The 18,138-nt window shown below is 57.5% G+C and carries 18 protein-coding genes; 13 read left to right on the plus strand and 5 right to left on the minus strand.

Going from position 1 to position 18,138, the window contains the following annotated elements:
* Positions 1-10 precede the first annotated feature (10 nt).
* On the plus strand, positions 11-1,978 hold the full coding sequence (locus tag ACILSO_RS17555; protein ID WP_395738743.1) for a hypothetical protein: 1,968 nt from the start codon (positions 11-13) through the stop codon (positions 1,976-1,978).
* 231 nt (positions 1,979-2,209) lie between these two features.
* On the opposite strand, the gene ACILSO_RS17560 is transcribed toward ACILSO_RS17555, so the two are convergent.
* The gene (locus tag ACILSO_RS17560; RefSeq protein ID WP_395738744.1) at positions 2,210-3,619 is read right to left on the minus strand and encodes a hypothetical protein; all 1,410 of its coding nucleotides are present in this window, start codon (positions 3,617-3,619) and stop codon (positions 2,210-2,212) included.
* A 119-nt stretch (positions 3,620-3,738) separates the two neighbouring features.
* Between ACILSO_RS17560 and ACILSO_RS17565 the strand changes: the two genes are divergently transcribed.
* Entirely contained in the window at positions 3,739-4,515 is a 777-nt protein-coding gene (locus ACILSO_RS17565; protein ID WP_395738745.1) for a hypothetical protein, read from the plus strand.
* 147 nt (positions 4,516-4,662) lie between these two features.
* On the opposite strand, the gene ACILSO_RS17570 is transcribed toward ACILSO_RS17565, so the two are convergent.
* On the minus strand, positions 4,663-5,400 hold the full coding sequence (locus ACILSO_RS17570) for a hypothetical protein (protein ID WP_395738746.1): 738 nt from the start codon (positions 5,398-5,400) through the stop codon (positions 4,663-4,665).
* Positions 5,401-5,831: 431 nt separating this feature from the next.
* Here ACILSO_RS17570 and ACILSO_RS17575 point away from each other — a divergent pair, with 431 nt between their 5' ends.
* Positions 5,832-6,260, plus strand: a complete 429-nt coding sequence (locus ACILSO_RS17575) for a hypothetical protein (RefSeq protein ID WP_395738747.1) — start codon at positions 5,832-5,834, stop codon at positions 6,258-6,260.
* Between the two features lie 46 nt (positions 6,261-6,306).
* On the opposite strand, the gene ACILSO_RS17580 is transcribed toward ACILSO_RS17575, so the two are convergent.
* A complete protein-coding gene (locus tag ACILSO_RS17580) occupies positions 6,307-7,665 on the minus strand; it encodes a DUF1501 domain-containing protein (protein ID WP_395738748.1) in 1,359 nt (452 codons plus the stop codon).
* 21 nt (positions 7,666-7,686) lie between these two features.
* A complete protein-coding gene (locus ACILSO_RS17585; RefSeq protein WP_395738749.1) occupies positions 7,687-9,216 on the minus strand; it encodes a DUF1549 and DUF1553 domain-containing protein in 1,530 nt (509 codons plus the stop codon).
* A 220-nt stretch (positions 9,217-9,436) separates the two neighbouring features.
* Here ACILSO_RS17585 and ACILSO_RS17590 point away from each other — a divergent pair, with 220 nt between their 5' ends.
* The 7 genes from ACILSO_RS17590 (at position 9,437) to ACILSO_RS17620 (ending at position 14,537) form a co-directional block, all read left to right on the plus strand.
* Complete coding sequence (locus ACILSO_RS17590; RefSeq protein ID WP_395738750.1) at positions 9,437-10,027, plus strand: hypothetical protein; 591 nt, start codon at positions 9,437-9,439, stop codon at positions 10,025-10,027.
* Positions 10,028-10,243: 216 nt separating this feature from the next.
* Positions 10,244-10,720, plus strand: a complete 477-nt coding sequence (locus ACILSO_RS17595; RefSeq protein WP_395738751.1) for a VOC family protein — start codon at positions 10,244-10,246, stop codon at positions 10,718-10,720.
* A 168-nt stretch (positions 10,721-10,888) separates the two neighbouring features.
* On the plus strand, positions 10,889-11,653 hold the full coding sequence (locus tag ACILSO_RS17600; protein WP_395738752.1) for an SDR family oxidoreductase: 765 nt from the start codon (positions 10,889-10,891) through the stop codon (positions 11,651-11,653).
* A gap of 152 nt (positions 11,654-11,805) precedes the next feature.
* Positions 11,806-12,588, plus strand: coding sequence for a zinc-dependent peptidase (locus ACILSO_RS17605; protein ID WP_395738753.1), 783 nt, complete (start codon positions 11,806-11,808; stop codon positions 12,586-12,588).
* A 102-nt stretch (positions 12,589-12,690) separates the two neighbouring features.
* Positions 12,691-13,167, plus strand: a complete 477-nt coding sequence (locus ACILSO_RS17610; RefSeq protein WP_395738754.1) for an FKBP-type peptidyl-prolyl cis-trans isomerase — start codon at positions 12,691-12,693, stop codon at positions 13,165-13,167.
* 61 nt (positions 13,168-13,228) lie between these two features.
* Positions 13,229-13,861, plus strand: a complete 633-nt coding sequence (locus ACILSO_RS17615; protein ID WP_395738755.1) for a DUF1080 domain-containing protein — start codon at positions 13,229-13,231, stop codon at positions 13,859-13,861.
* Positions 13,862-13,904: 43 nt separating this feature from the next.
* Positions 13,905-14,537, plus strand: coding sequence for a DUF1080 domain-containing protein (locus ACILSO_RS17620; RefSeq protein WP_395738756.1), 633 nt, complete (start codon positions 13,905-13,907; stop codon positions 14,535-14,537).
* Positions 14,538-14,618: 81 nt separating this feature from the next.
* On the opposite strand, the gene dacB is transcribed toward ACILSO_RS17620, so the two are convergent.
* The gene (gene dacB / locus ACILSO_RS17625) at positions 14,619-16,103 is read right to left on the minus strand and encodes a D-alanyl-D-alanine carboxypeptidase/D-alanyl-D-alanine-endopeptidase (RefSeq protein WP_395738757.1); all 1,485 of its coding nucleotides are present in this window, start codon (positions 16,101-16,103) and stop codon (positions 14,619-14,621) included.
* 78 nt (positions 16,104-16,181) lie between these two features.
* On the opposite strand from dacB, the gene ACILSO_RS17630 reads away from it, so the two are divergent.
* The 3 genes from ACILSO_RS17630 to thiS all read left to right on the plus strand — a co-directional run bounded on the left by ACILSO_RS17630 (position 16,182) and on the right by thiS (position 17,971).
* Positions 16,182-16,529: a VOC family protein gene (locus tag ACILSO_RS17630; RefSeq protein ID WP_395738758.1), complete on the plus strand. Its 348-nt coding sequence runs from the start codon at positions 16,182-16,184 to the stop codon at positions 16,527-16,529.
* Between the two features lie 78 nt (positions 16,530-16,607).
* A complete protein-coding gene (thiH, locus tag ACILSO_RS17635) occupies positions 16,608-17,753 on the plus strand; it encodes a 2-iminoacetate synthase ThiH (RefSeq protein WP_395738759.1) in 1,146 nt (381 codons plus the stop codon).
* 17 nt (positions 17,754-17,770) lie between these two features.
* Positions 17,771-17,971, plus strand: a complete 201-nt coding sequence (gene thiS, locus ACILSO_RS17640) for a sulfur carrier protein ThiS (protein WP_395738760.1) — start codon at positions 17,771-17,773, stop codon at positions 17,969-17,971.
* Positions 17,972-18,138 lie beyond the last annotated feature (167 nt).

Raw genomic sequence — 18,138 nt, forward strand, 5'->3', positions numbered from 1 at the left:
ACTCACTAAAATGGCCAAACTTACTGACTCAATCGATCCGCTCGAGGCAAAAGCCGCTCAAGGTACAATTGCAGCCCAGGCAGCTATTAAGCGCGAGATTGAGAATATCTTGAGTTCTTATGTTGGATGGTTCGACCCATTTGCTGAGCTACTGCAAAACTCGCTGGATTCTGTCGAAGAGATGACAAAAGCGGGCATCAAAGGATATTCGCCGCGCATTCGCATTTTGATTAACCTGAAAAAGCGAAACACGTCTCTCACAGTTTCAGACAACGGCACAGGACTATCAGAAGAAAAGTATCGACAGTTTCTCGCCCCAAGCTTTTCATTTAAATCTGGAAAAACGCGAGGTCACAAAGGAGTGGGAGCCACCTATTTGGCATATGGTTTCAACTTCATGCAAATTGCCACCAAAACAGATGACTTCTCGCATGTGGGGAAAATGGAAAACGCGAGGAAGTGGCTCACCGATGCCAATCCCGCCTCAAATCCATTAATTATTCGTGACAGAAATCCATGTATTGATCCTGGATTCAAGGAATTCGAACAAGGCGTATCGATAACATTACGTTTTGACTCTACAACAGTCCCAGGTGACCTCAACTGGCTGAAAGCAGACTCAGCAAAAGTCTGGAAAGATATCCTTCTACTAAAAACTGGACTTGGCGCGGTGCTTGCCCCACTCAAGGTTAATGTTCATTTGGAGGTCACCACCGACGGTGGCTTAACCACTAAAGAAGACTGGTCAACAAGTGAATATAGATGGCCACACGAGTTGGTCGGCAAACATAAGACATTGAGAGAGGTTCAGAAGAAAGCTGCCGAGTTGCATAAAAGGCTAGGCAAAAACTACCAAATGCCGGCCGCATTTCGGAATCTAGACTGTATTTATGAAAAGATAAAACCTGCCGAATTGGACTCGTTTATTGAGCTCACGCAGGATGAGCAAGAACTGGTGGATCGCTGTTTGCCTACCATTTACCTTTGCTACGCACATTCTGCACGGGTCTGGTCGGACTACAACGCTTCTTGTCAGATACGCGCAGGCGTGGATATTTTAAAGCCAGGAATTCAAATCGCAGCTAACAACATGCCGCAAGGCGAAATGATCCAAGTACCACTGAAGAGGAACATTGGTAGACAAAATCAGGTTCACTTCGTTGCACATTTTGATAACTGCAAACCTGATCTTGGCCGAAAGGGATTCCAGAAAGAAATCGTGACTTTCTGTGAAGACATAGCACGCAAACTCATTGAGGGACCATTTCAAAAAGAGCGGCACGTTTTAAAGGCAGCTACTGGAGCGAAAACGGATTTGAAACGCGAACTCGCTTTGGATGAATGGAAGACAGAAATGGAGAAGCACGAACAAGATTCGCCTTTGCTTCTGCAGCATCAGCACTTTTTTCTACCAACAAAGCAAATTTCGATCACGTCCACTCCTACTCGTGAGCAAGATGTTATTGCATTGTTTAACCAACTGATCGCTGGAGGAGTCATACGTGGTGTAAAAATCATGTCCACAAATGAACGCTTCACTTATGATGGCATGTATAAGGTTGTGTTCTCCCCACCAAAGGAGATACACCTCCACGATTCCAAAAAAAATCCTCTGGGCATTGATAAGGATAATCTTCAGGATGAAGGATTTGAGACAAAGCCGAGGATTCTTGAATACAAGTTCTCTCTCGATGGATTGATTGAGGATCTAGAAAGTGGTGACAAGAACGCAAAGGATATTGGGTTGGTGGTAGTTTGGGAGACCGGCGATTCCTACCAGCACAACTATCAAATCGTTTCGCTATTGGATCCGGACAATTTGTCTGAACGCCAGTATCACGGAGTAACACACGTCGTTCAGAACTTGCAGACAAATGCCCGCGAAATGGATCTAATTGTTTTGAGTGAGTTGATCAATTTCTTGAACTCATCAACCATTGAGATAGCGAACCAAAAGAAAAAATACGATATTGAATGATCTGCTGAAGACGCCCTTGATTTACGGTAGTCAATCGCGAACCGAATAAAAGTATAACTTCGCCCCCGCAGAGTTAGTCGCGAGGAACACGTAGCATCTTTGCTCGCGACTTTCAGCATAAGATATCTAGACCAAGCAACCAGGAATTATATAAGCTAACCATTACCACAAGCACTCTTCAAGCACTCACCCATGGCAAGGCAACTCAATATTGCACCCATGAAATGAAGATCACCTCTGACTACAATAATAGTTCCAAAACGCTTCTGCCAATAGGCTGTCGTTTGTCTGAAGACGAACAACCGACCCAGTTATGGACTCAACCAACTGAAGGTAACCGGACTTATCTGCAGGCTGCTGTAACGTGTATTCCATCTCATTCTCAAACAGCCTGTCCAACAACTCTGAAACCTCTTCAGCCTTTGACGTGACAATGGCACCCACAGCAACACCTGTCTCAAAATTAATCAAGCGACTGAGTGGATGCACTTCCTTGTAAAAGGTTTGCCGCTGCTGTTCATCACACAAGAAGATAACTGGTTTGCCGAGACTGAGCGCCATCGCTGCCTCAGCATCTTTACCGTAGCTTTCCTTTTCTCCCGCACAGTAAAGCAGAACCTTCGCGCACTTGACCATTAAGCACTCGATTAGCCCTTTGTCCTGATGGCCGTCGGCAGCACTCATTGTGGGATCAAAATACCTGAGATGCAAATCCGCAAGACGGTTATGATGAAACACTTGCTCGCAGCGGTCGGCCATCGATCTAAAATCTTTCCTTGTGCGCATACTTGTCGCTACATAAACATCCAAATCGTTCACCATTGACAAGTATAGCTTAGTATTTTCGAGCGCTGCCTCACGTGCAGCCAAAAATGAATCAGCAATTTTTTCATACTTGGACTCGATGTCGCAGACGGATGATATCGTGTCTTCAAGCATATCATCAGCAGAGAATTCAAACATTCCCTGCGCCTTGCTGTACTTGGATTTATTGAGTGAATTAGATAAAAGATCTTTTACAACAACCGGGCCCCCAACTGCTTTCTCGTGCGTTTGCCACGCTTCGATTAGCGCATCTTTGAGTTCACTGCTGGTTTTTGGAGCTGCTCCATAAGACTTGCAAGCCATCTCAGAAATCAGGTAACGACTGTCTTTTTTGATCGTTCGGAGAGGCAGTATTGGGCCACGCCGTTTAATTGACTCAGTGGGAAAAAGGTGTGACTCGACGAAATTCGTAATATCCTGTTCCGATTTAGCGGCGAATTCACGAAAATATGCGCGGACATTCCCTCTATAAAGCAAGCCATCGATGAAGATTCGATATAGGCCATACGCGAAGTGATCGAGATTAATAATCTTTTCGTGTTTTGGATACTCGATTGAGTATCCTGGGAGTGAAGATAGCTTGTAAGGTGCGCGTGGTTGAGCGTTCCAGTAATATGTAAAAAAGCCGTCGGAAACAGCTCGTTCCATTCTAAGACCTAATAGCTGGTTAAGTTGTACTTTTGACAAAGGATCGGAGTCGATGCTTGACACTCTTTCGAGCAAAAGTCTGTCTGCATCTGGACTAATAAAATTCTCGATTCCTGGGTTATTTGTGCGAAAAACAGCAAATTTGTCTATCAATTTATCGATGTTCATAGGCATGTTCACTTAAGTTTGCATATTGTTATACCCGAAAAAATCAAGAGAGCAACACCAGGAAAAAAGCTGATTTGAACATAAAATTTACCACCGTGTGCTGCACGTTTCCTTCCCCAATGAACCTCCGCTTCCTCACCCTGGCCAGCTTTCTCACCGTCTCCACCTTCGCCGCTGATGCGCCGAAGCTGCCTGCCGTTGCCGCTGCCAAAGAGAAGCAGATGAGCGGCGAGCTTCGCAAGCCCGCAGAGCCGACGGCGAAGAAGAAGGAGCTGCTTTTCTCCGATGACTTTGAGCGCGCAGAGCTGGGCAAGGACAAGGGCTGGGCCATTGTGGTGCCGACGTTTTCGTTGGAGAACGGGGCGCTGAAGGGGACGCAAATGCGCTTTGATGCGCCGGCGAAGGATGGCAAGCCGCCCGTGAAGGGGCACCAGGCGGTGATCGGCAATGACATCCCGACGAAGGACAGCGTGATCGAGTTCCGCTTCCGGTTGGGCGGAGCGCAGTCGGTGACGGCGGAGTTTGACGACCGCAAGTTCAATGGCTCGCACTACGGCCACCTTTGCATGGCGCGGATCGCAGCGGACAAGATCATTCTGGTGGACCAGAAGGGCCTGGCCGTGGCCCGACCCGAAGGCGCCACCGGCGAGCCGCCGACGCCGAAGGGCCGCAAAAACATCTCCTTCCCCCTCAGCCTCGATCCCCAGGCTTGGCACAGCTTCACCCTCGAAACCGTGGGCGACACCATGCGCGCCTCCATCGATGGCAAGCCCGTCGCCTTCCTGCAGTCCCCCGGCATCGCCCACCCGACTAAGTCCAAAGTCGAATTCGGCTGCATGGGCCAAGGTGGCTTCTTCGACGACCTCAAGATCTGGAACGCGGAGCCGGTGAAGTAGCGGCGCTATTGGCAACGCGGATGGGCACGAACATTCGCGAATTGGCTCGAATCAGAGGTCCTGGACATTCGCGAAACTTCGCGGTCATTCGTTGGCATTCGCGTTTAAAAATTCGGCCCGCCAATCAAGCCCCTCAAAGCAGGGCTGTCACTTCGACTCGCTGGCAGATTTCGACGACGATTCTCCGCATTCCACGAGTCTCATCTCGCAGTCGCCGGGGGTGCCGTGGTGGACGTAGGTGTATGAGGTGATGCCGATGCCGGCGGCGAAGAGGACATTGGTGTGGTCAGGACTGGTGCGGAAGGTGAGGGCGATGGTGAGGCGTTGTTCGGAAGGCGCGCCTTTGATGGCGGGGGCGGGCTTTTCCGTTGTGACGTCTGTGACGGCCCAGCAGTAGCGGGCGCCGAGCTTGACCTGTTCAGGATCGCCGAAGCGGTCGCCGACCTTGGGCGGAAATTTGAAGAGGATGGTGTCGGGCCTGATGAGTTTATCGGGAAGAACGCCGCTTGATTTGAGGGTTTGAAAGGTCTGCGCGAGGTTTTCTGAATCGCTCACTTCGTGGAACTCTCCGCTGGAGGTGAGGATGACGAGGGTGTCGCTGCGTTTGGTTTCGTCCGAATACCATGCGAGATCGTGGGGGTGACCTTTGAGCAGGGCTGCTTTGAAGGTGGTAGCTTCGGCGGTGTCGATCACCTCGGAGCGCCAGCCGGTGATTTGCTGTTCCTTGGTTTTGCCTTCGGCGGCAAATTTAACCTGGCCGTCATAGAGCCAGTAGTGACCTTTGACGAAGGGGAACACATCGCCGCGAGGCTTGGCGGCATCTGCGGCGAAACTGGATGCGACAAAGAGAAGAGTGCCGCCTAGAACGAGCAAGATCGACTTCATGGTGGGATTGAAGGAGCGAGGGAGGGCCGCGTGCAAGTTGGAACCGTGTGGGCAGAAGCGGGGCGATTGAGGATTGTCGAGCATTCGACTTTGGATATTAAAGGTTCGAATCCGAGCAACACCTGCCGCGACCAAGAGACAAGGCGAGCATCTTCTTAAATAGTTATTTATACCGCGCCCGAGGCAAGAGCTATAAAATGCCCTCAACCTTTAAGCGCTGATTCAAAATCGCCTGCGTGACTCTGCACTTGTGCGGCGCGGGTTCCACTCCCTTCTTACGGCGCGACGCCATGACCGGACCTCAACCTCAACTTCCGTCTGAATACTTTTTCGAACGGTTTCCCTGGAACCACCGGGGGGTATTGTTTTGCATCGCGCTGCTGATGGCTTGCAGCGACTTCCTGGCGGGGCCGGTGGTGTTTTTTCCTTTCATGTTTGTGTTCCCCGTCGCGCTGATGGCGTGGAACTGCGGACTGCGCACCGCGCTGTGGCTGGCGGCGGTGCTGTGCATCATCCGCTTCTCCATTCAGTATGCGTGGGGCATTCCGTATGCGTTTCACGTGGCCTTGATCAATGCCATTCTGCGTCTGGCGATTTTGTTCTTCATCACGTTTTTATGCGGCAAGCTCTCGGAGCAGACGCAGGCCCTGCGCGCCCGCGTGCGCACGCTGGAGGGACTGCTGCCGACGTGCGCGCACTGCAAGGACATCCGGGACGAGAATGGAGAGTGGCAGCAGATCGAGGAATACGTGGCTCTACGCTCCGAAGCTCAATTTACCCACGGCATCTGCCCGACGTGTGCTGCGAAACATTTCGGCCACGTCCTGAACCGTGAGGAGAAAAAGGGTGCGGCAGCTTGAGGTGGTGCGCTGGAACAGACTCAATCTGCAAGTTCGGTTGCAACGGCTATATCACCTCGCTGATGACCTTCACGTCCTTGCTGGTGTCCACGATGGGGATGGGGCGATCGACTCCGGGCGGGCGGTTCTTCTGCTTGTAGTCGATGCCAAGGATGGTGCAGATGGTGGCGAGGAAATCGGGCACGCTGATGGGGCGGTCCACCACGGTGGCGCCGTCGCGATCGGTCTGGCCGACGACCTGACCGCCGCGGATGCCGCCACCGATGAGGACGGTGCTCCAGGCTTTGGACCAGTGATTGCGCCCGCCGCCGGTGCACTGCGGTGTGCGACCAAACTCGCCCATCCACACCACGAGTGTGGAGTCCAGCAGGCCGCGGCTTTTGAGATCGGTCACGAGCGCGGCCATGGCGGCATCGCACTCCAGGGAAAGGGCGCGCACGCGGGGGAAATTGTCGCGGTGGGTGTCCCAGCCGACGCCATCGCCCATGACGACCTCCACGAAGGGCACGCCCGCTTCTACCAGACGCCGCGCCATGAGGCAGCCCTGGCCAAAGCTGCCCGCGCTCGCGCCGCTGCTGACCATTTTACCCATCTTGCCACCGGCCCCCGGCGCAGGTGCTGTGACGGCTGGCGGCGGGCTGTAGAGATCGCGCATGCTGGCGGGTTCGCGTGAGAGGTCGAAGGCTTCCTTTTGCTGCGAATTCATCAGACGCACTGCGCGCTCCACCGCCTTGTGATGTGCCTCTGCAGCGGGGCTTTGGAAGCGGGAGTGGAAGGCGGCGTCGAAGCCTTGAAGGAGATCGAGCTGACGACGGAACTGCGCAGGCTCACCGGCAGGCTCCACGAAGTCCAGCCCGCGAATGGGATCATTCACCGCGAGCGGCTGATGATCGGGCCCGAGAAAGCCGGAGGTGAGCGCCTCCTGCGGGCCACGGCCGATGGTGATGAAATTGGGCAGAGCCACGTCCTGTTTGCCAAGCTCTTTGGACACGAGCGCACCGAGGGTGGGGAAGGACACCGCACCGGCGCGGTTCTGGTAGCCAGTGTGCAGCTGGTAGGTGGCGAGCTTGTGATCTGACTCCTGCGTGCTCATGCCGCGCAGGATGGCAGCGTGCTGCATGAACTGGGCGAAGCGGGGGAAGTGCTCGCTGATGCGGATGCCGGAGACGGAGGTCTCGATGGCGCTGAATTCTCCGCGGATGTCCGCGGGTGCGTCGGGCTTCGGATCAAAGGTGTCGATGTGACTGGGGCCGCCCGCCATCCACAGGAGGATGCAGGCTTTGGGCCGCCGCCCCTCCGGTGCCGCTGCCGCCAGACGGCCGAGCCAGCCGCTCAGCGGAAGGCCTGCGCCGATGGTCGTGCCGGTGGTGCCGAGAAATTGCCGTCTTGGAATCGTGGTGTTCATGATGATGGACGGTGTAAGGTGTCAGTGATTGAGAGAAAACTCGCTGGTCATCATGAGCACCCACGCGAGTTCGCGCAGGGAGCCTTTGCTCAGGAATGCGACGGCCTGACGGCGCTCGTCTGCCGAGGGCTGGCGGGAGAGGAAGGTGAGGAAGACATCGGAGACGAGTGAGTCTTGCACACTGACCGAGCCGCCCGCGCTCTGCGAAGTCTGCAGCGCGGAGAGGGAGAACTGTCCGGAGTTCATCTGGCGCAGCAAATGTGGAATGCCGCGGCGATAGGCGGTGGGATCGGGATCGCCGCTCTCGCCAAAGAATTGCACGAACTCCCAGCGCGCGCCCTGCTTGGTATCAATGCCAGATACTTTTCCGGGTGAGCCGCAGACGGTTTCCAGTGAATCATAGAGCTGCCCGGCTGAGAGCACCTTGACGGCCATGCGACCAAACAGCGACGTCAGCTTGCTGGCGACATCTCCTGCCGGGCCCTGGCTGGTACGCTGGTAGGCGCGCGTCAGCACGATGGCGCGCGTGAGAAACTTCAGATCAAAACCTGAGGCTGCAAAGCGGCGCGACAGACCGTCCAGCAGCACGGAGTGACTGGGTGGATTGCCCTCGTGCATGTCATCCACGGGTTGAACGAGGCCGCGACCAAAGAGGCGCCACCAGGTGCGGTTCACCATCGCACGGGCAAAAAACGGATTCTCCGGAGCGGTCATCCATGCGGCCAGCGCGGCGCGATGCGTCTGCCCCGCTGCGGCATCTAATGCCTTGCCGCCGGGAAAGGTGGGTGTGAGCGGCATGTAGCCATCCGGCTTGCCCGCCTGTGTCAGAGAGGCCAGCGTGAGGCTGGGATCGTCCACCACGCCTTTTTCATAGACCTGTTTGGCGCGCTTCGGTGTCTGAATCTGCGTGAAGAAAGCGGCCATACCCCAGAACTCCTCCTGCTTCCACTTCACGACGGGGTGATCGTGGCACTGCGCGCAATTCAACCGCACGCCGAGGAAGTAGCGGCTGGTGAGGTCGGTGAGGTCCGGAACGGCGCGCGGCAGGCGGGCCTCGATGAGGTAGGTCACCGCAGGATTGTCCTCCATTTTGCCAGTGGCGGTGAGGAGGTCGGTGACGATCTGGTCCCAGCGCCGTGTATTGAACTGCACCGCGAGCCAGCTGCGAAAGAGATCCGAGCGTTTGGACATTTCATCCGCGAGCGGAGACATCAGGTAGGCCTGCCAGATGTCCGCCATGTAGCGGCCATAGCTTTCATCTGCCAGCAGGGCATCCACCAGTCGCGCGCGTTTGTCCGCTGTGGCATCGGCCAGAAAGCGCCGCGTCTGCTCCACCGGGGGGACGGTGCCGTGGAGGTCCAGGTAAACGCGGCGGATGAATTCCGCATCATCCGCGAGTGCTGCGGGCTGTATTTTTTCTTTGCTCAGCTGCGTGTCGATCTGCTGATCGATCAATGCTGCGAGTTCTGCGGCGGCATCGGCCGCATGGGATGGGTTGTCCACTGCGACGGCGAGTACAAGCACGATGAGAGAGCGGAGCAGGCGGCGCATGGTGGTGCTTTCCAAAAAAAGGTTGAGGCAGTTTGCGGCGAAGTTTTTCCCTCAAGCAGGAGATCAGAACTCCGAATGAACTGCTGGCAGGCCTAAAACGGGCGCGCCGGGCTGCCTCTTTCTGAGGGTGCTCTAGGGGGCGGCACCGATGCCGTCCAGCCCATCCGCTGCGGGCTTCGTTCGCGATGATTTGGAAACCCCAACTTCAATTCCCAAACCCATGACCTCCACCACGACTTCCACCACTGACACTCACGCCGACAATCTCCGCATGTATGTGAACGACACTGCCGCGATGGCCAAGCACATCGAAGGCGCCTTTGACCAGCAGCGGACAGACGATGACGTGCGCGCCAATCCCGCGGCGCATGAGCTGATCGAGCGCATGCACAGCACGCTGGCGGCGCAGCGAGTGACGATGGAACGGCACGCGGAAGCTCTGGGCGGTGGCGTAGGCGCATCTCTGAAAGAAGCGGTGACCACTGTCACTGGTGCTCTCGCTGGGCTGTATGGCAAGGTGCGCAAACATCCCCTCTCCCGCATCCTGCGGGACAACTACACCGCCATCTCCCTCGGCTGCGTCTCCTACGAGATGCTGCACACCACCGCGCTGGCGCTGAAGGAGCAGGCCCTGGCAGACACCGCGCTGCGCCACCTGAAGGAGCTCGCCCCGCTCATCATGGCGGTCACGAAGATCATTCCAAACGTGGTGTTGGAAGAGCTCGCCAAAGACGATCCCGCCCTCGACACATCCGTGGCGAAGCAGGCGCTGGAAAACACGCTGAACGCCTGGTGCGCTGAATCGAAGTAAGCGCGTGCAATTCATTCCGCAGTGCGGCGCACCAAGGTGAAGTCCGTCTCTTTGGGTCGCCTGGCTGCGGAGGAAGCCGTGGCTTTGCTTTGTGTCTTCATGCGAGAGACGCGGGAGGAGGAATGAGTGGCCCCTGGCTTTACGGGCGTCTGATACGTGCTCCATTCGCGATTAGCCGGGCAATCCACCGCACCCACCTTCACCCCGCCACACGCCATGCAAAAAGTCACTCCTTTCCTCTCCTTTGACGGCAAAGCCTTGGAGGCTGCCGAATTCTACACCTCGCTGCTGCCGGACTCACGCATCGACCGCATCACTCGCTCTCCCATGGACACTCCGGGAGGCCCGACTGGGACGGTGCTGGTGGTGGAGTTCACGCTGGCGGGCATCTCCTACATCGCGCTGAACACGCCGGGATTTACCTTCACAGAGGCGGTGTCGTTCATGATCTCGTGCGAGGACCAGGCCGAAACTGACCGGCTCTGGGCGGCACTCACCACGAATGGTGGAGAGGCTGTGGCCTGCGGCTGGCTCAAGGACAAGTACGGCCTCTTCTGGCAGATCACACCGACGCGCATGCTGGAACTGCTGCGCGATCCGGATCCCGCCCGCGCCCACCGCGCAATGAAGGCGATGACCGAGATGGTGAAGATCGACATTGCGACGATTGAGCGTGCGGCGGATGGCGCGTAGGAACGTGTGTGTTGAGACCATATCAGTGTCATTCGTGTCGATTCGTGGTCACTCATCATTCCCGTTGAATGAGTCTCTGCTAAGCGGGCGGCGGCTTTCATTAAATCGGCACCTGCGCAATTGCAGGGGCGTATGAGTTGACTCAATCAACCCGTCACACCTCTCCTCATGAACACTCAAGACAACACCATCCTCATCACTGGCGGCGGCTCCGGCATTGGCCGTGCTCTGGCGGAAGCTTTTCACGCTTTGGGCAATCAGGTGATCATTTCCGGACGCAGCCCAAAGACGCTGGATGAAACCACAGCGGCGAATCCGGGGATGAAGTCGCTCACGGTGGACATGACCGATGAGGCGAGCATCCGTGCGTTTGCGGCGAAGCTGGAGGCGGAGTTTCCGAAACTGAATGTGCTCATCAACAACGCAGGCATCATGCGGCCGGAAAACCTGCTGAGCGGAGAGGGCGGCACAACGGACGCGGAGGCGATGATTCTGACCAATCTACTCGGGCCGATCCGCCTGATCCATGCGCTGCTGCCATTGCTGCGGAAGCAGCCGCAGGCCTCGGTGGTGAACGTGACCTCCGGGCTGGCCTTCATCCCTCTGGCGATGACGCCCACCTACTGCGCCACCAAGGCGGCGATGCATTCCTACACGGAGTCGCTGCGGCATCAGCTCCGCGAGACGACGGTGGAGGTGCTGGAACTGGCACCGCCCTATGTGGCCACGCATTTGATGGGAGAGCAGCAGGCGGCGGATCCGCGTGCCATGCCTCTGGACGATTTCATTGCGGAGGTGATGGAAATCTTCAAGACGCAGCCGACGCCGAAAGAGATCCTGGTGAAACGAGTGGAGCCTCTGCGCTTTGCGGTGGCCGGTGGTGCGGAGAATTATGCCAAGGTGTTTGAGGGGCTGAACTCCATGGTGTATTGACGTGTTGTCTTCCAGAAATTTGAGGGCCACTGCATGGTTTGCTTGTGGCGGCGCGCCTCCCTGTTCAGCAGGAACGGGGAGGCTTTGACGGGCCTTGCCTTGCGGCGCGAAATGGTCTCGCGCGGGGCTTTGTGCTCTTCATGCTGCGGAGCATGATCTGGCAGAAACTGAAATCCTTCTTCGGCGGAGAGGCGCAGGAGGCGGCGGTGTTCCACGAAGAGTGGATCGATCTCCTGAAGAAGAATGTGCCGCTGTATGCACGATTGCCGGAGGATCTGCGGCTGCAGCTTCATGGAAGGATTGCGCAATTCATTGCCACGATCCGGTTTGAGGGTTGTGGCGGGCTGGAACTGACGGAGGAGATGATCCTGACGGTGGCGGCGCAGGCCTGTCTGCTGGTGCTGCACCGCGAGGGGAGGCCCTATCCCAAACTGAGCGCTGTTTACATGTACCCCACGACTTTCAGCTCCGTCAGAAAACAGGCGGACGCCCACGGCATCGTCACGGAAGGCCAGGTGCACCGGCTGGGAGAGTCCTCGGGCTGGGGCACGGTGGTGCTGGCCTGGGATTCGGTGGTGCAAGGAGCGCGCTGTATTGATGATGGAGACAACGTGACGTTTCATGAATTTGCCCACCAGCTGGATCACGAGGACGGTCCTACGGACGGCGCCCCTGCCCTGCCCACTGGCGCGGCGTATCGGACGTGGTCGCGGGTGTTTCACGAAAACTATGCCGATTTCCTGGAGCGCACGGAGGAGGGAACCGAAAAGGTGCTGGATGCCTATGGTGCGACCAATCCGGCGGAGTTCTTTGCCGTGGCGACGGAGACCTTCTTTGAGAAGCCGCGGCAGTTGTTTGAAGAAAGGCCGGAAATGTACACGGAACTGAGAAGATACTACCACCTGGATCCTCGGGAGTGGTGGCAGGAGCCATGAGGCGGCGCAGCTGGAGCGCGCATCCCGGTTGCGGAGACGCCGTTTCCGGCCACATCTACGGGCGTCTCGCGCCAAAGCCGGGGCACCACCCACCCAACCGCCATGAAACTCTCGCTCTTGTCCTTGTCCCTCTCCGCCGCGTCGCTGCTTTTCATCGCGGGATGCCAGACGAAACCTGAACCGAAGAAGACGGCCAACGACAGTACGCAAGCTGCTGTGAATGCCGCGGACCGGATCACGACGGCGAGCGGTCTGCAGTATCAGGTGATCGCGAACGGTCCCGCGGGCGGGCGCTCGCCGACGGCGACGGATTCCGTGACGGTGCACTACATTGGCATGCTGACCAATGGCACGGTCTTTGACAGCTCGCTGGATCGCGGGCAGCCGCTGACGCTGGGAGTCAATCAGGTGATCCCGGGCTGGACGGAAGCGCTGCAACTCATGAAGCCTGGCGACCAATGGCTGCTCCACATTCCAGCACGCCTGGGCTACGGCAGCCAGGGTGCAGGTGAGAAGATCCCGCCAAACAGCGATCTGATTTTCAAAGTGGCGCTGATCTCCGTCAACGGCGCGCAGTGATACAATGCCCCTCTATCCTTTCTGAATCCCAACCCTCTGACCTTTCCATACGAACTCGCCCATGAAATCACGCCTCTTCCTCGCCACACTTGCCCTGGCTGTCTCGATTACCGCGTTTGCGGCTGACTTTGTGCCGCTGTTTGACGGCAAGACGATGACGGGCTGGAAGAACCCGTATGACTGGGGCCAGATCGACATTGTGAATGGAGAGATCCATCTCACGGGGGAGAAGAAGTTTTTTGTGGTGACGGAGAAGACTTACGGTGACTTCATCTTTGAAGGGGACATCCTGCTTCCGGAGGGCCAGGCGAACAGCGGCTTCATGTTCCGCGCGCACGTGGAGAAGAACAAGGTCTTCGGGTATCAGGCCGAAGTGGATGGCGATGCGAAGCGCAAGTGGAGCGGAGGCCTGTATGACGAAGGACGCCGCATGTGGTTCGTCAGCCCGATCAAAGGGAACAAAGAAAGCGAAGACGCCTTCCGTGCTCGTGCCGGAGATGCGTTCAAGCGCAATGACTGGAACACCTACCGCATCGAATGCCGTGGGAAGAGCCTGAAAATCTTTGTGAACGGTGTGCTCACCACGGATGTGGAAGACGACAAGGATGCGACGGGCGTGATTGCCATTCAGCATCACGGCGAAAAAGGGCAGACGTACAAGTTTCGGAATCTGAAGATTCAGGAGCTGAAGTAGAACTGCAGATACATGGGCGAAACCATCACAGGTGTTCCCTGCCATGAAACAACGCTTTTTCTTCACGCTCTTCGCCCTGGCCTTCTCAATGGCTGCATTTGGGGAGGACTTTGTGCCGTTGTTTGATGGCAAGACGCTGGCAGGGTGGACGAACCCGTTTGAATGGGGGCAGGTGGATGTGGTGGACGGGGAAATTCGACTGAGCAGCGAGAAGAAGTTTTTTCTGGTGACGGAGAAGACCTATGGCGACTTCGTCTTTGAAGGAGATGTCTTCATCCCGCCGGGCAAAGCGAACAGCGGCTTTATGTTTCGCGCGCATGCGGAGAAGGGCAAGGTCACGGGGTATCAGGCGGAGGTGGATGGGGACGATGCGCGGCAGTGGTCTGGAGGACTGCAGGAGGCAGGAGGGCGGGCGTGGTTTGCCAGCCCGATCAAGGGGAACAAGGAGAGTGAGGCAGCCTTCCGCGCGCGTGCCGGAAGCGCCTTCAAGCGCAACGACTGGAATACCTACCGCATTGAGTGTCGTGGCAAGAGCCTCAAAATCTTTGTGAATGGTGTACTGACAACGAATGTGGAGGATGACAAGGCTGCGAGCGGTGTGATCGGCATCCAGCATCACGGGGAGAAGGGGCAGACGTACCGGTTTCGGAATTTGAAGATTCTGGAGCTGAAGTAAATTCGGGGCGCTCGCCCAGAGCCGATAAAATATCGGCGCTCCCAGCACGGACCGGCACGCGACTCTATCGAGGGCGTAGCGCTACTGCTCCATCATCGCATCCATCACGGCCTGGCTGAGTTCGGAGACAACGGCGCCATCGGTGTAGTGATTGATCATGAGGGCGTAGCAGTATTCCTCGCCGGATTTGCTCTGCGCGTAGCCGGTGAAGGTGCGAATGCCGGACATGGCGCCGCCTTTCCAGATGAGGCCGTCTTTGGCGAGGAGAGAGGCTTTGTAGGCAGGCCCCTGCGGGCCGGTGCCAGCGAAGAATTGCAGACGGGCGAGATCCAGCGGGCGGGTGAAATCGGCGCGAGCGAGGCCGCAGCCGTCCACCATGCGGAGGCCGGTAAAGTCGAGGCCACGAGTTTTCCAGTGCTCGAGGATCACCTCGGCAGAGGGTTTGGCGGCCTTGATGCCGAGCATGCGGAAGACGCACTCGGTTTCGTGATTGTCGGAAGTGGCGTGGATGCTTGTGATGATTTTGAGCAGCGGCGGGGAGTCGTGTTTTAATAGCGAGCGAGTGGCGGGAGCTGTGCCTGGGTGATCGCCGACCTGAATGCCCGCGGCGATGAGGATGGCGCGGAGATGATGAGCGGCAAAACGTGCGGGATCTGGCACGGCGCCCTGGACCTTAAACTTCGTGGCGCCCAGAGGCACGGTACCGCGCAAGAAGATCTCCGAGGTTTTCTCACCACCATGAATAACCGCGCCATCGCCTGAGTCCTCGGGACCGGTGGTGACCTCATTGTTCCAAATGGCCCCTGGCACTTCCAGATTGATGCCGAGGATCTGCGCCGGAGAACCAACCTCGGGACCCGCAGTGAATGCCACGACATAGCGGTTGTGATTGAGGTTCAGACCCGCCACGCCGCTGCCGTAGCCATTGCCGATATCTCCCCAGTTCCAGAAGTCGCCGTAAAGGCTGCCGGGGAAAAAGGTGGTGTCCGCGCGAACGCCACCCGTGACACGCATGAGGCCGCGCGTTTTGAGTTCGGCGGCCATGGCTTTGAGATCGTCCAACTTCAGCATGGGATCGCCACCGCCGACGAGGATGAGATCGCCTTTGAGGATGCCGCTTTGAATGGGAGTGGTGGATTTGAGCTCGGTGGTGAAATGAAAATCAGGGCCGAGAATTTCCAACGCGGTGGCGGTGGTGAGCGTTTTCAAACTGGAGGCGGGAATGAAGGCCGTGGTGGCATTTTCATCGAGCACGACTTCTCCTTTGCTGTTGAGGAGGGAGAAGCCAACGGCCGCGCCTGCGAGAGCGGGATTGGCGCGGGCTTCCTGGAGCAGAACCGCGATGGGGTGTGACGGCGGCTTCGGAGGCTGAGGCGGAGCGGGAGCTGGATCTGGAGGCGTTGGCAGCGTTTGGGTTTGCTGCGGAGGCGCGGGCGAAGCTTGAGATTGGGCTGGGGGCGCAGAAGGCGGCGATGCGATGGAATGTTGCGGCTTCTCAGTGAAATGAATGAACAGCAGGCCGGTCAGCGCCGAGGCGAGCAGGAGGATGAGGACGTTTTTCCACATGCGCGTGAGTGTAGCCTGAAAGCGAGCAGCGCCAAGTGTGGTGCTTGCGGATTGGCAGGAGGTGGGCAGCTTGAACCTATGAAACCGGAAAAAGTAAAGTTTATGCTGATGGCGGCCGACATGAAGCGCGCCGTCCGCTTTTACTGCGATGTGATCGGCCTGGAAAAGATCTTTGTGAGCGACTTCTGGACGGAGCTGAGCTTTGGAGATGCGATCATCGCACTGCATGGCGGGCACGACGGATCGCGGAATCCGACGGGGCTAAGCTTTCAGTATGAGAATGTGCTGGCCCTGGCGGAAAAAATCGCCGCCGTCGGCGGAACGATTTTGCAGTCGCCGCAGCAGCGGGAGGGGGAGCCGATTCTGCTGGGGGTGTTTCGCGATACGGAGGGGAACGAAGTGTTTATGACGCAGTATGTTGGCTAGGAGGGCGAGCGCCTGAGGCATTCTGAATTCAGCATTTCGGGGTGTTCCCGGCGTTGCACCCTGCGTGAGGCGCGTATTATGTCAGCCCCCCAAATGCTTACCTCCTTCATACCCACGCTCGATGCCCTCCCTGCGCGCAAGACGCCGCTGATGGAGCGGTTTGCAGGGCTGCTGGAGCCGAAAGGGCCGGGGCAGATCGAGGCGATGGCCAAGGAGTCGCGGATGATCACGCGGCGCAATTTTGGACGGACGATGCGGCTCTTTGCCCCGCTGTATGTCTCCAATGAGTGCGTGAACAACTGCAGCTACTGCGGCTTCTCACGCGACAACAATTCCATCCTGCGTGTGACGCTGACGGTGGAGCAGGTCGTGGCGGAGGCGAAGCATCTGGTGGCGCAGGGCTTTCGGAACATCCTGCTGGTGGCCGGGGAGCATCCGCGCTTTGTGAGCGAGGGCTACCTGGAGGAATGCATCCGGGCGATCCGGGATTTTGTGCCGACGATCGGGATCGAAGTGGGCCCCATGGAAGCGCCGGAATATGAGCGCATGGTGAAGGCGGGAGCGGAGGGGCTGGTCGTGTATCAGGAGACCTACGACCGCGAGATTTACAAGGACATGCACACCGCCGGCCCGAAGAAGGATTTTGACTGGCGGCTGGCCTGCCCGGAGCGCGGGTATGCGGGCGGATTTCGCCGCATCGGCATCGGGGCGTTGTTTGGCCTGAGCGACTGGAGGCTGGAGGCGCTGCGACTGGCGGCGCATCTGGAGCATCTTTATAAACACTGCTGGAAATCGACGTTCACAGTGGCGTTTCCACGGCTGCGGCCGGCGGCGGGTGGGTTCACTCCCATGACGGATTTTCCGGACTGGGCGCTGGTGCAGACGATCTGCGCCTTCCGCATCATCTTCCCTGAGGTGGGTGTCATTTTGAGCACGCGTGAGCCTGCGCCGCTGCGAGATGCGCTGGCGCCGCTGGGGGTGACGGTGATGAGCGCGGGCAGCCATACGGAGCCGGGAGGCTACACGGGTGCTGGCTCTGAGGACCTGCACCTCACGGTGAAAGGAAAGCGCGTGGAGGTGGCTGAGAAGGCGGAGACGAATCGTGCCGAAGGGCAGTTTGGGATCGCGGATCAGAGATCGCCGCAGAGTGTGGCGGAGATGCTGAGGAAGCAGGGTTTGGATCCGGTGTGGAAGGACTGGGATGCTTCGATCTTGGCGGCGTAATTTAAGAGACCTCAGACATGACGATCACATTGAACGGACAGAAACGTGAGCTGGAAGCCCCGCAGACAGTGCGCTCGCTGCTGGACCTGGTGGGCCTGGGAGGCAAGCCGGTGGTGGTGGAGCAGAATCAGGTGGCGCTGCTGCCGCGAGAGATCGAGGCGGCGAGTGTGAGCGATGGGGATGTGATCGAGGTGGTGCAGATCACGGCGGGGGGGTAGGACAGTGCGTCGGTGAATCAGTGAATCAGTTGGTGGCGAGCGTCCGTGCGTTTCACCGGCCCTTGTGAGAGCTGGACGTGCGTGATTGACGATCGATGAACAAGGATTGTCGATTGCCGAAGTTCGGAGCGGCAGGACCGAGGACGAGTTCGGGTAGGAGGACGAGG

The sequence above is a fragment of the Prosthecobacter sp. genome (assembly GCF_044226605.1).
Taxonomy (GTDB): Bacteria; Verrucomicrobiota; Verrucomicrobiia; order Verrucomicrobiales; family Verrucomicrobiaceae; genus Prosthecobacter.

Coding starts and splice junctions, on each gene's coding strand:
- ACILSO_RS17555 (WP_395738743.1), top strand. CDS start 11: ATGGCCAAACTTACTGACTCAATCGATCCGCTCGAGGCAAAAGCCGCT.
- ACILSO_RS17560 (WP_395738744.1), bottom strand. CDS start 3,619: ATGAACATCGATAAATTGATAGACAAATTTGCTGTTTTTCGCACAAAT.
- ACILSO_RS17565 (WP_395738745.1), top strand. CDS start 3,739: ATGAACCTCCGCTTCCTCACCCTGGCCAGCTTTCTCACCGTCTCCACC.
- ACILSO_RS17570 (WP_395738746.1), bottom strand. CDS start 5,400: ATGAAGTCGATCTTGCTCGTTCTAGGCGGCACTCTTCTCTTTGTCGCA.
- ACILSO_RS17575 (WP_395738747.1), top strand. CDS start 5,832: ATGTTTGTGTTCCCCGTCGCGCTGATGGCGTGGAACTGCGGACTGCGC.
- ACILSO_RS17580 (WP_395738748.1), bottom strand. CDS start 7,665: ATGAACACCACGATTCCAAGACGGCAATTTCTCGGCACCACCGGCACG.
- ACILSO_RS17585 (WP_395738749.1), bottom strand. CDS start 9,216: ATGCGCCGCCTGCTCCGCTCTCTCATCGTGCTTGTACTCGCCGTCGCA.
- ACILSO_RS17590 (WP_395738750.1), top strand. CDS start 9,437: ATGACCTCCACCACGACTTCCACCACTGACACTCACGCCGACAATCTC.
- ACILSO_RS17595 (WP_395738751.1), top strand. CDS start 10,244: ATGCAAAAAGTCACTCCTTTCCTCTCCTTTGACGGCAAAGCCTTGGAG.
- ACILSO_RS17600 (WP_395738752.1), top strand. CDS start 10,889: ATGAACACTCAAGACAACACCATCCTCATCACTGGCGGCGGCTCCGGC.
- ACILSO_RS17605 (WP_395738753.1), top strand. CDS start 11,806: ATGATCTGGCAGAAACTGAAATCCTTCTTCGGCGGAGAGGCGCAGGAG.
- ACILSO_RS17610 (WP_395738754.1), top strand. CDS start 12,691: ATGAAACTCTCGCTCTTGTCCTTGTCCCTCTCCGCCGCGTCGCTGCTT.
- ACILSO_RS17615 (WP_395738755.1), top strand. CDS start 13,229: ATGAAATCACGCCTCTTCCTCGCCACACTTGCCCTGGCTGTCTCGATT.
- ACILSO_RS17620 (WP_395738756.1), top strand. CDS start 13,905: ATGAAACAACGCTTTTTCTTCACGCTCTTCGCCCTGGCCTTCTCAATG.
- dacB (WP_395738757.1), bottom strand. CDS start 16,103: ATGTGGAAAAACGTCCTCATCCTCCTGCTCGCCTCGGCGCTGACCGGC.
- ACILSO_RS17630 (WP_395738758.1), top strand. CDS start 16,182: ATGAAACCGGAAAAAGTAAAGTTTATGCTGATGGCGGCCGACATGAAG.
- thiH (WP_395738759.1), top strand. CDS start 16,608: ATGTCAGCCCCCCAAATGCTTACCTCCTTCATACCCACGCTCGATGCC.
- thiS (WP_395738760.1), top strand. CDS start 17,771: ATGACGATCACATTGAACGGACAGAAACGTGAGCTGGAAGCCCCGCAG.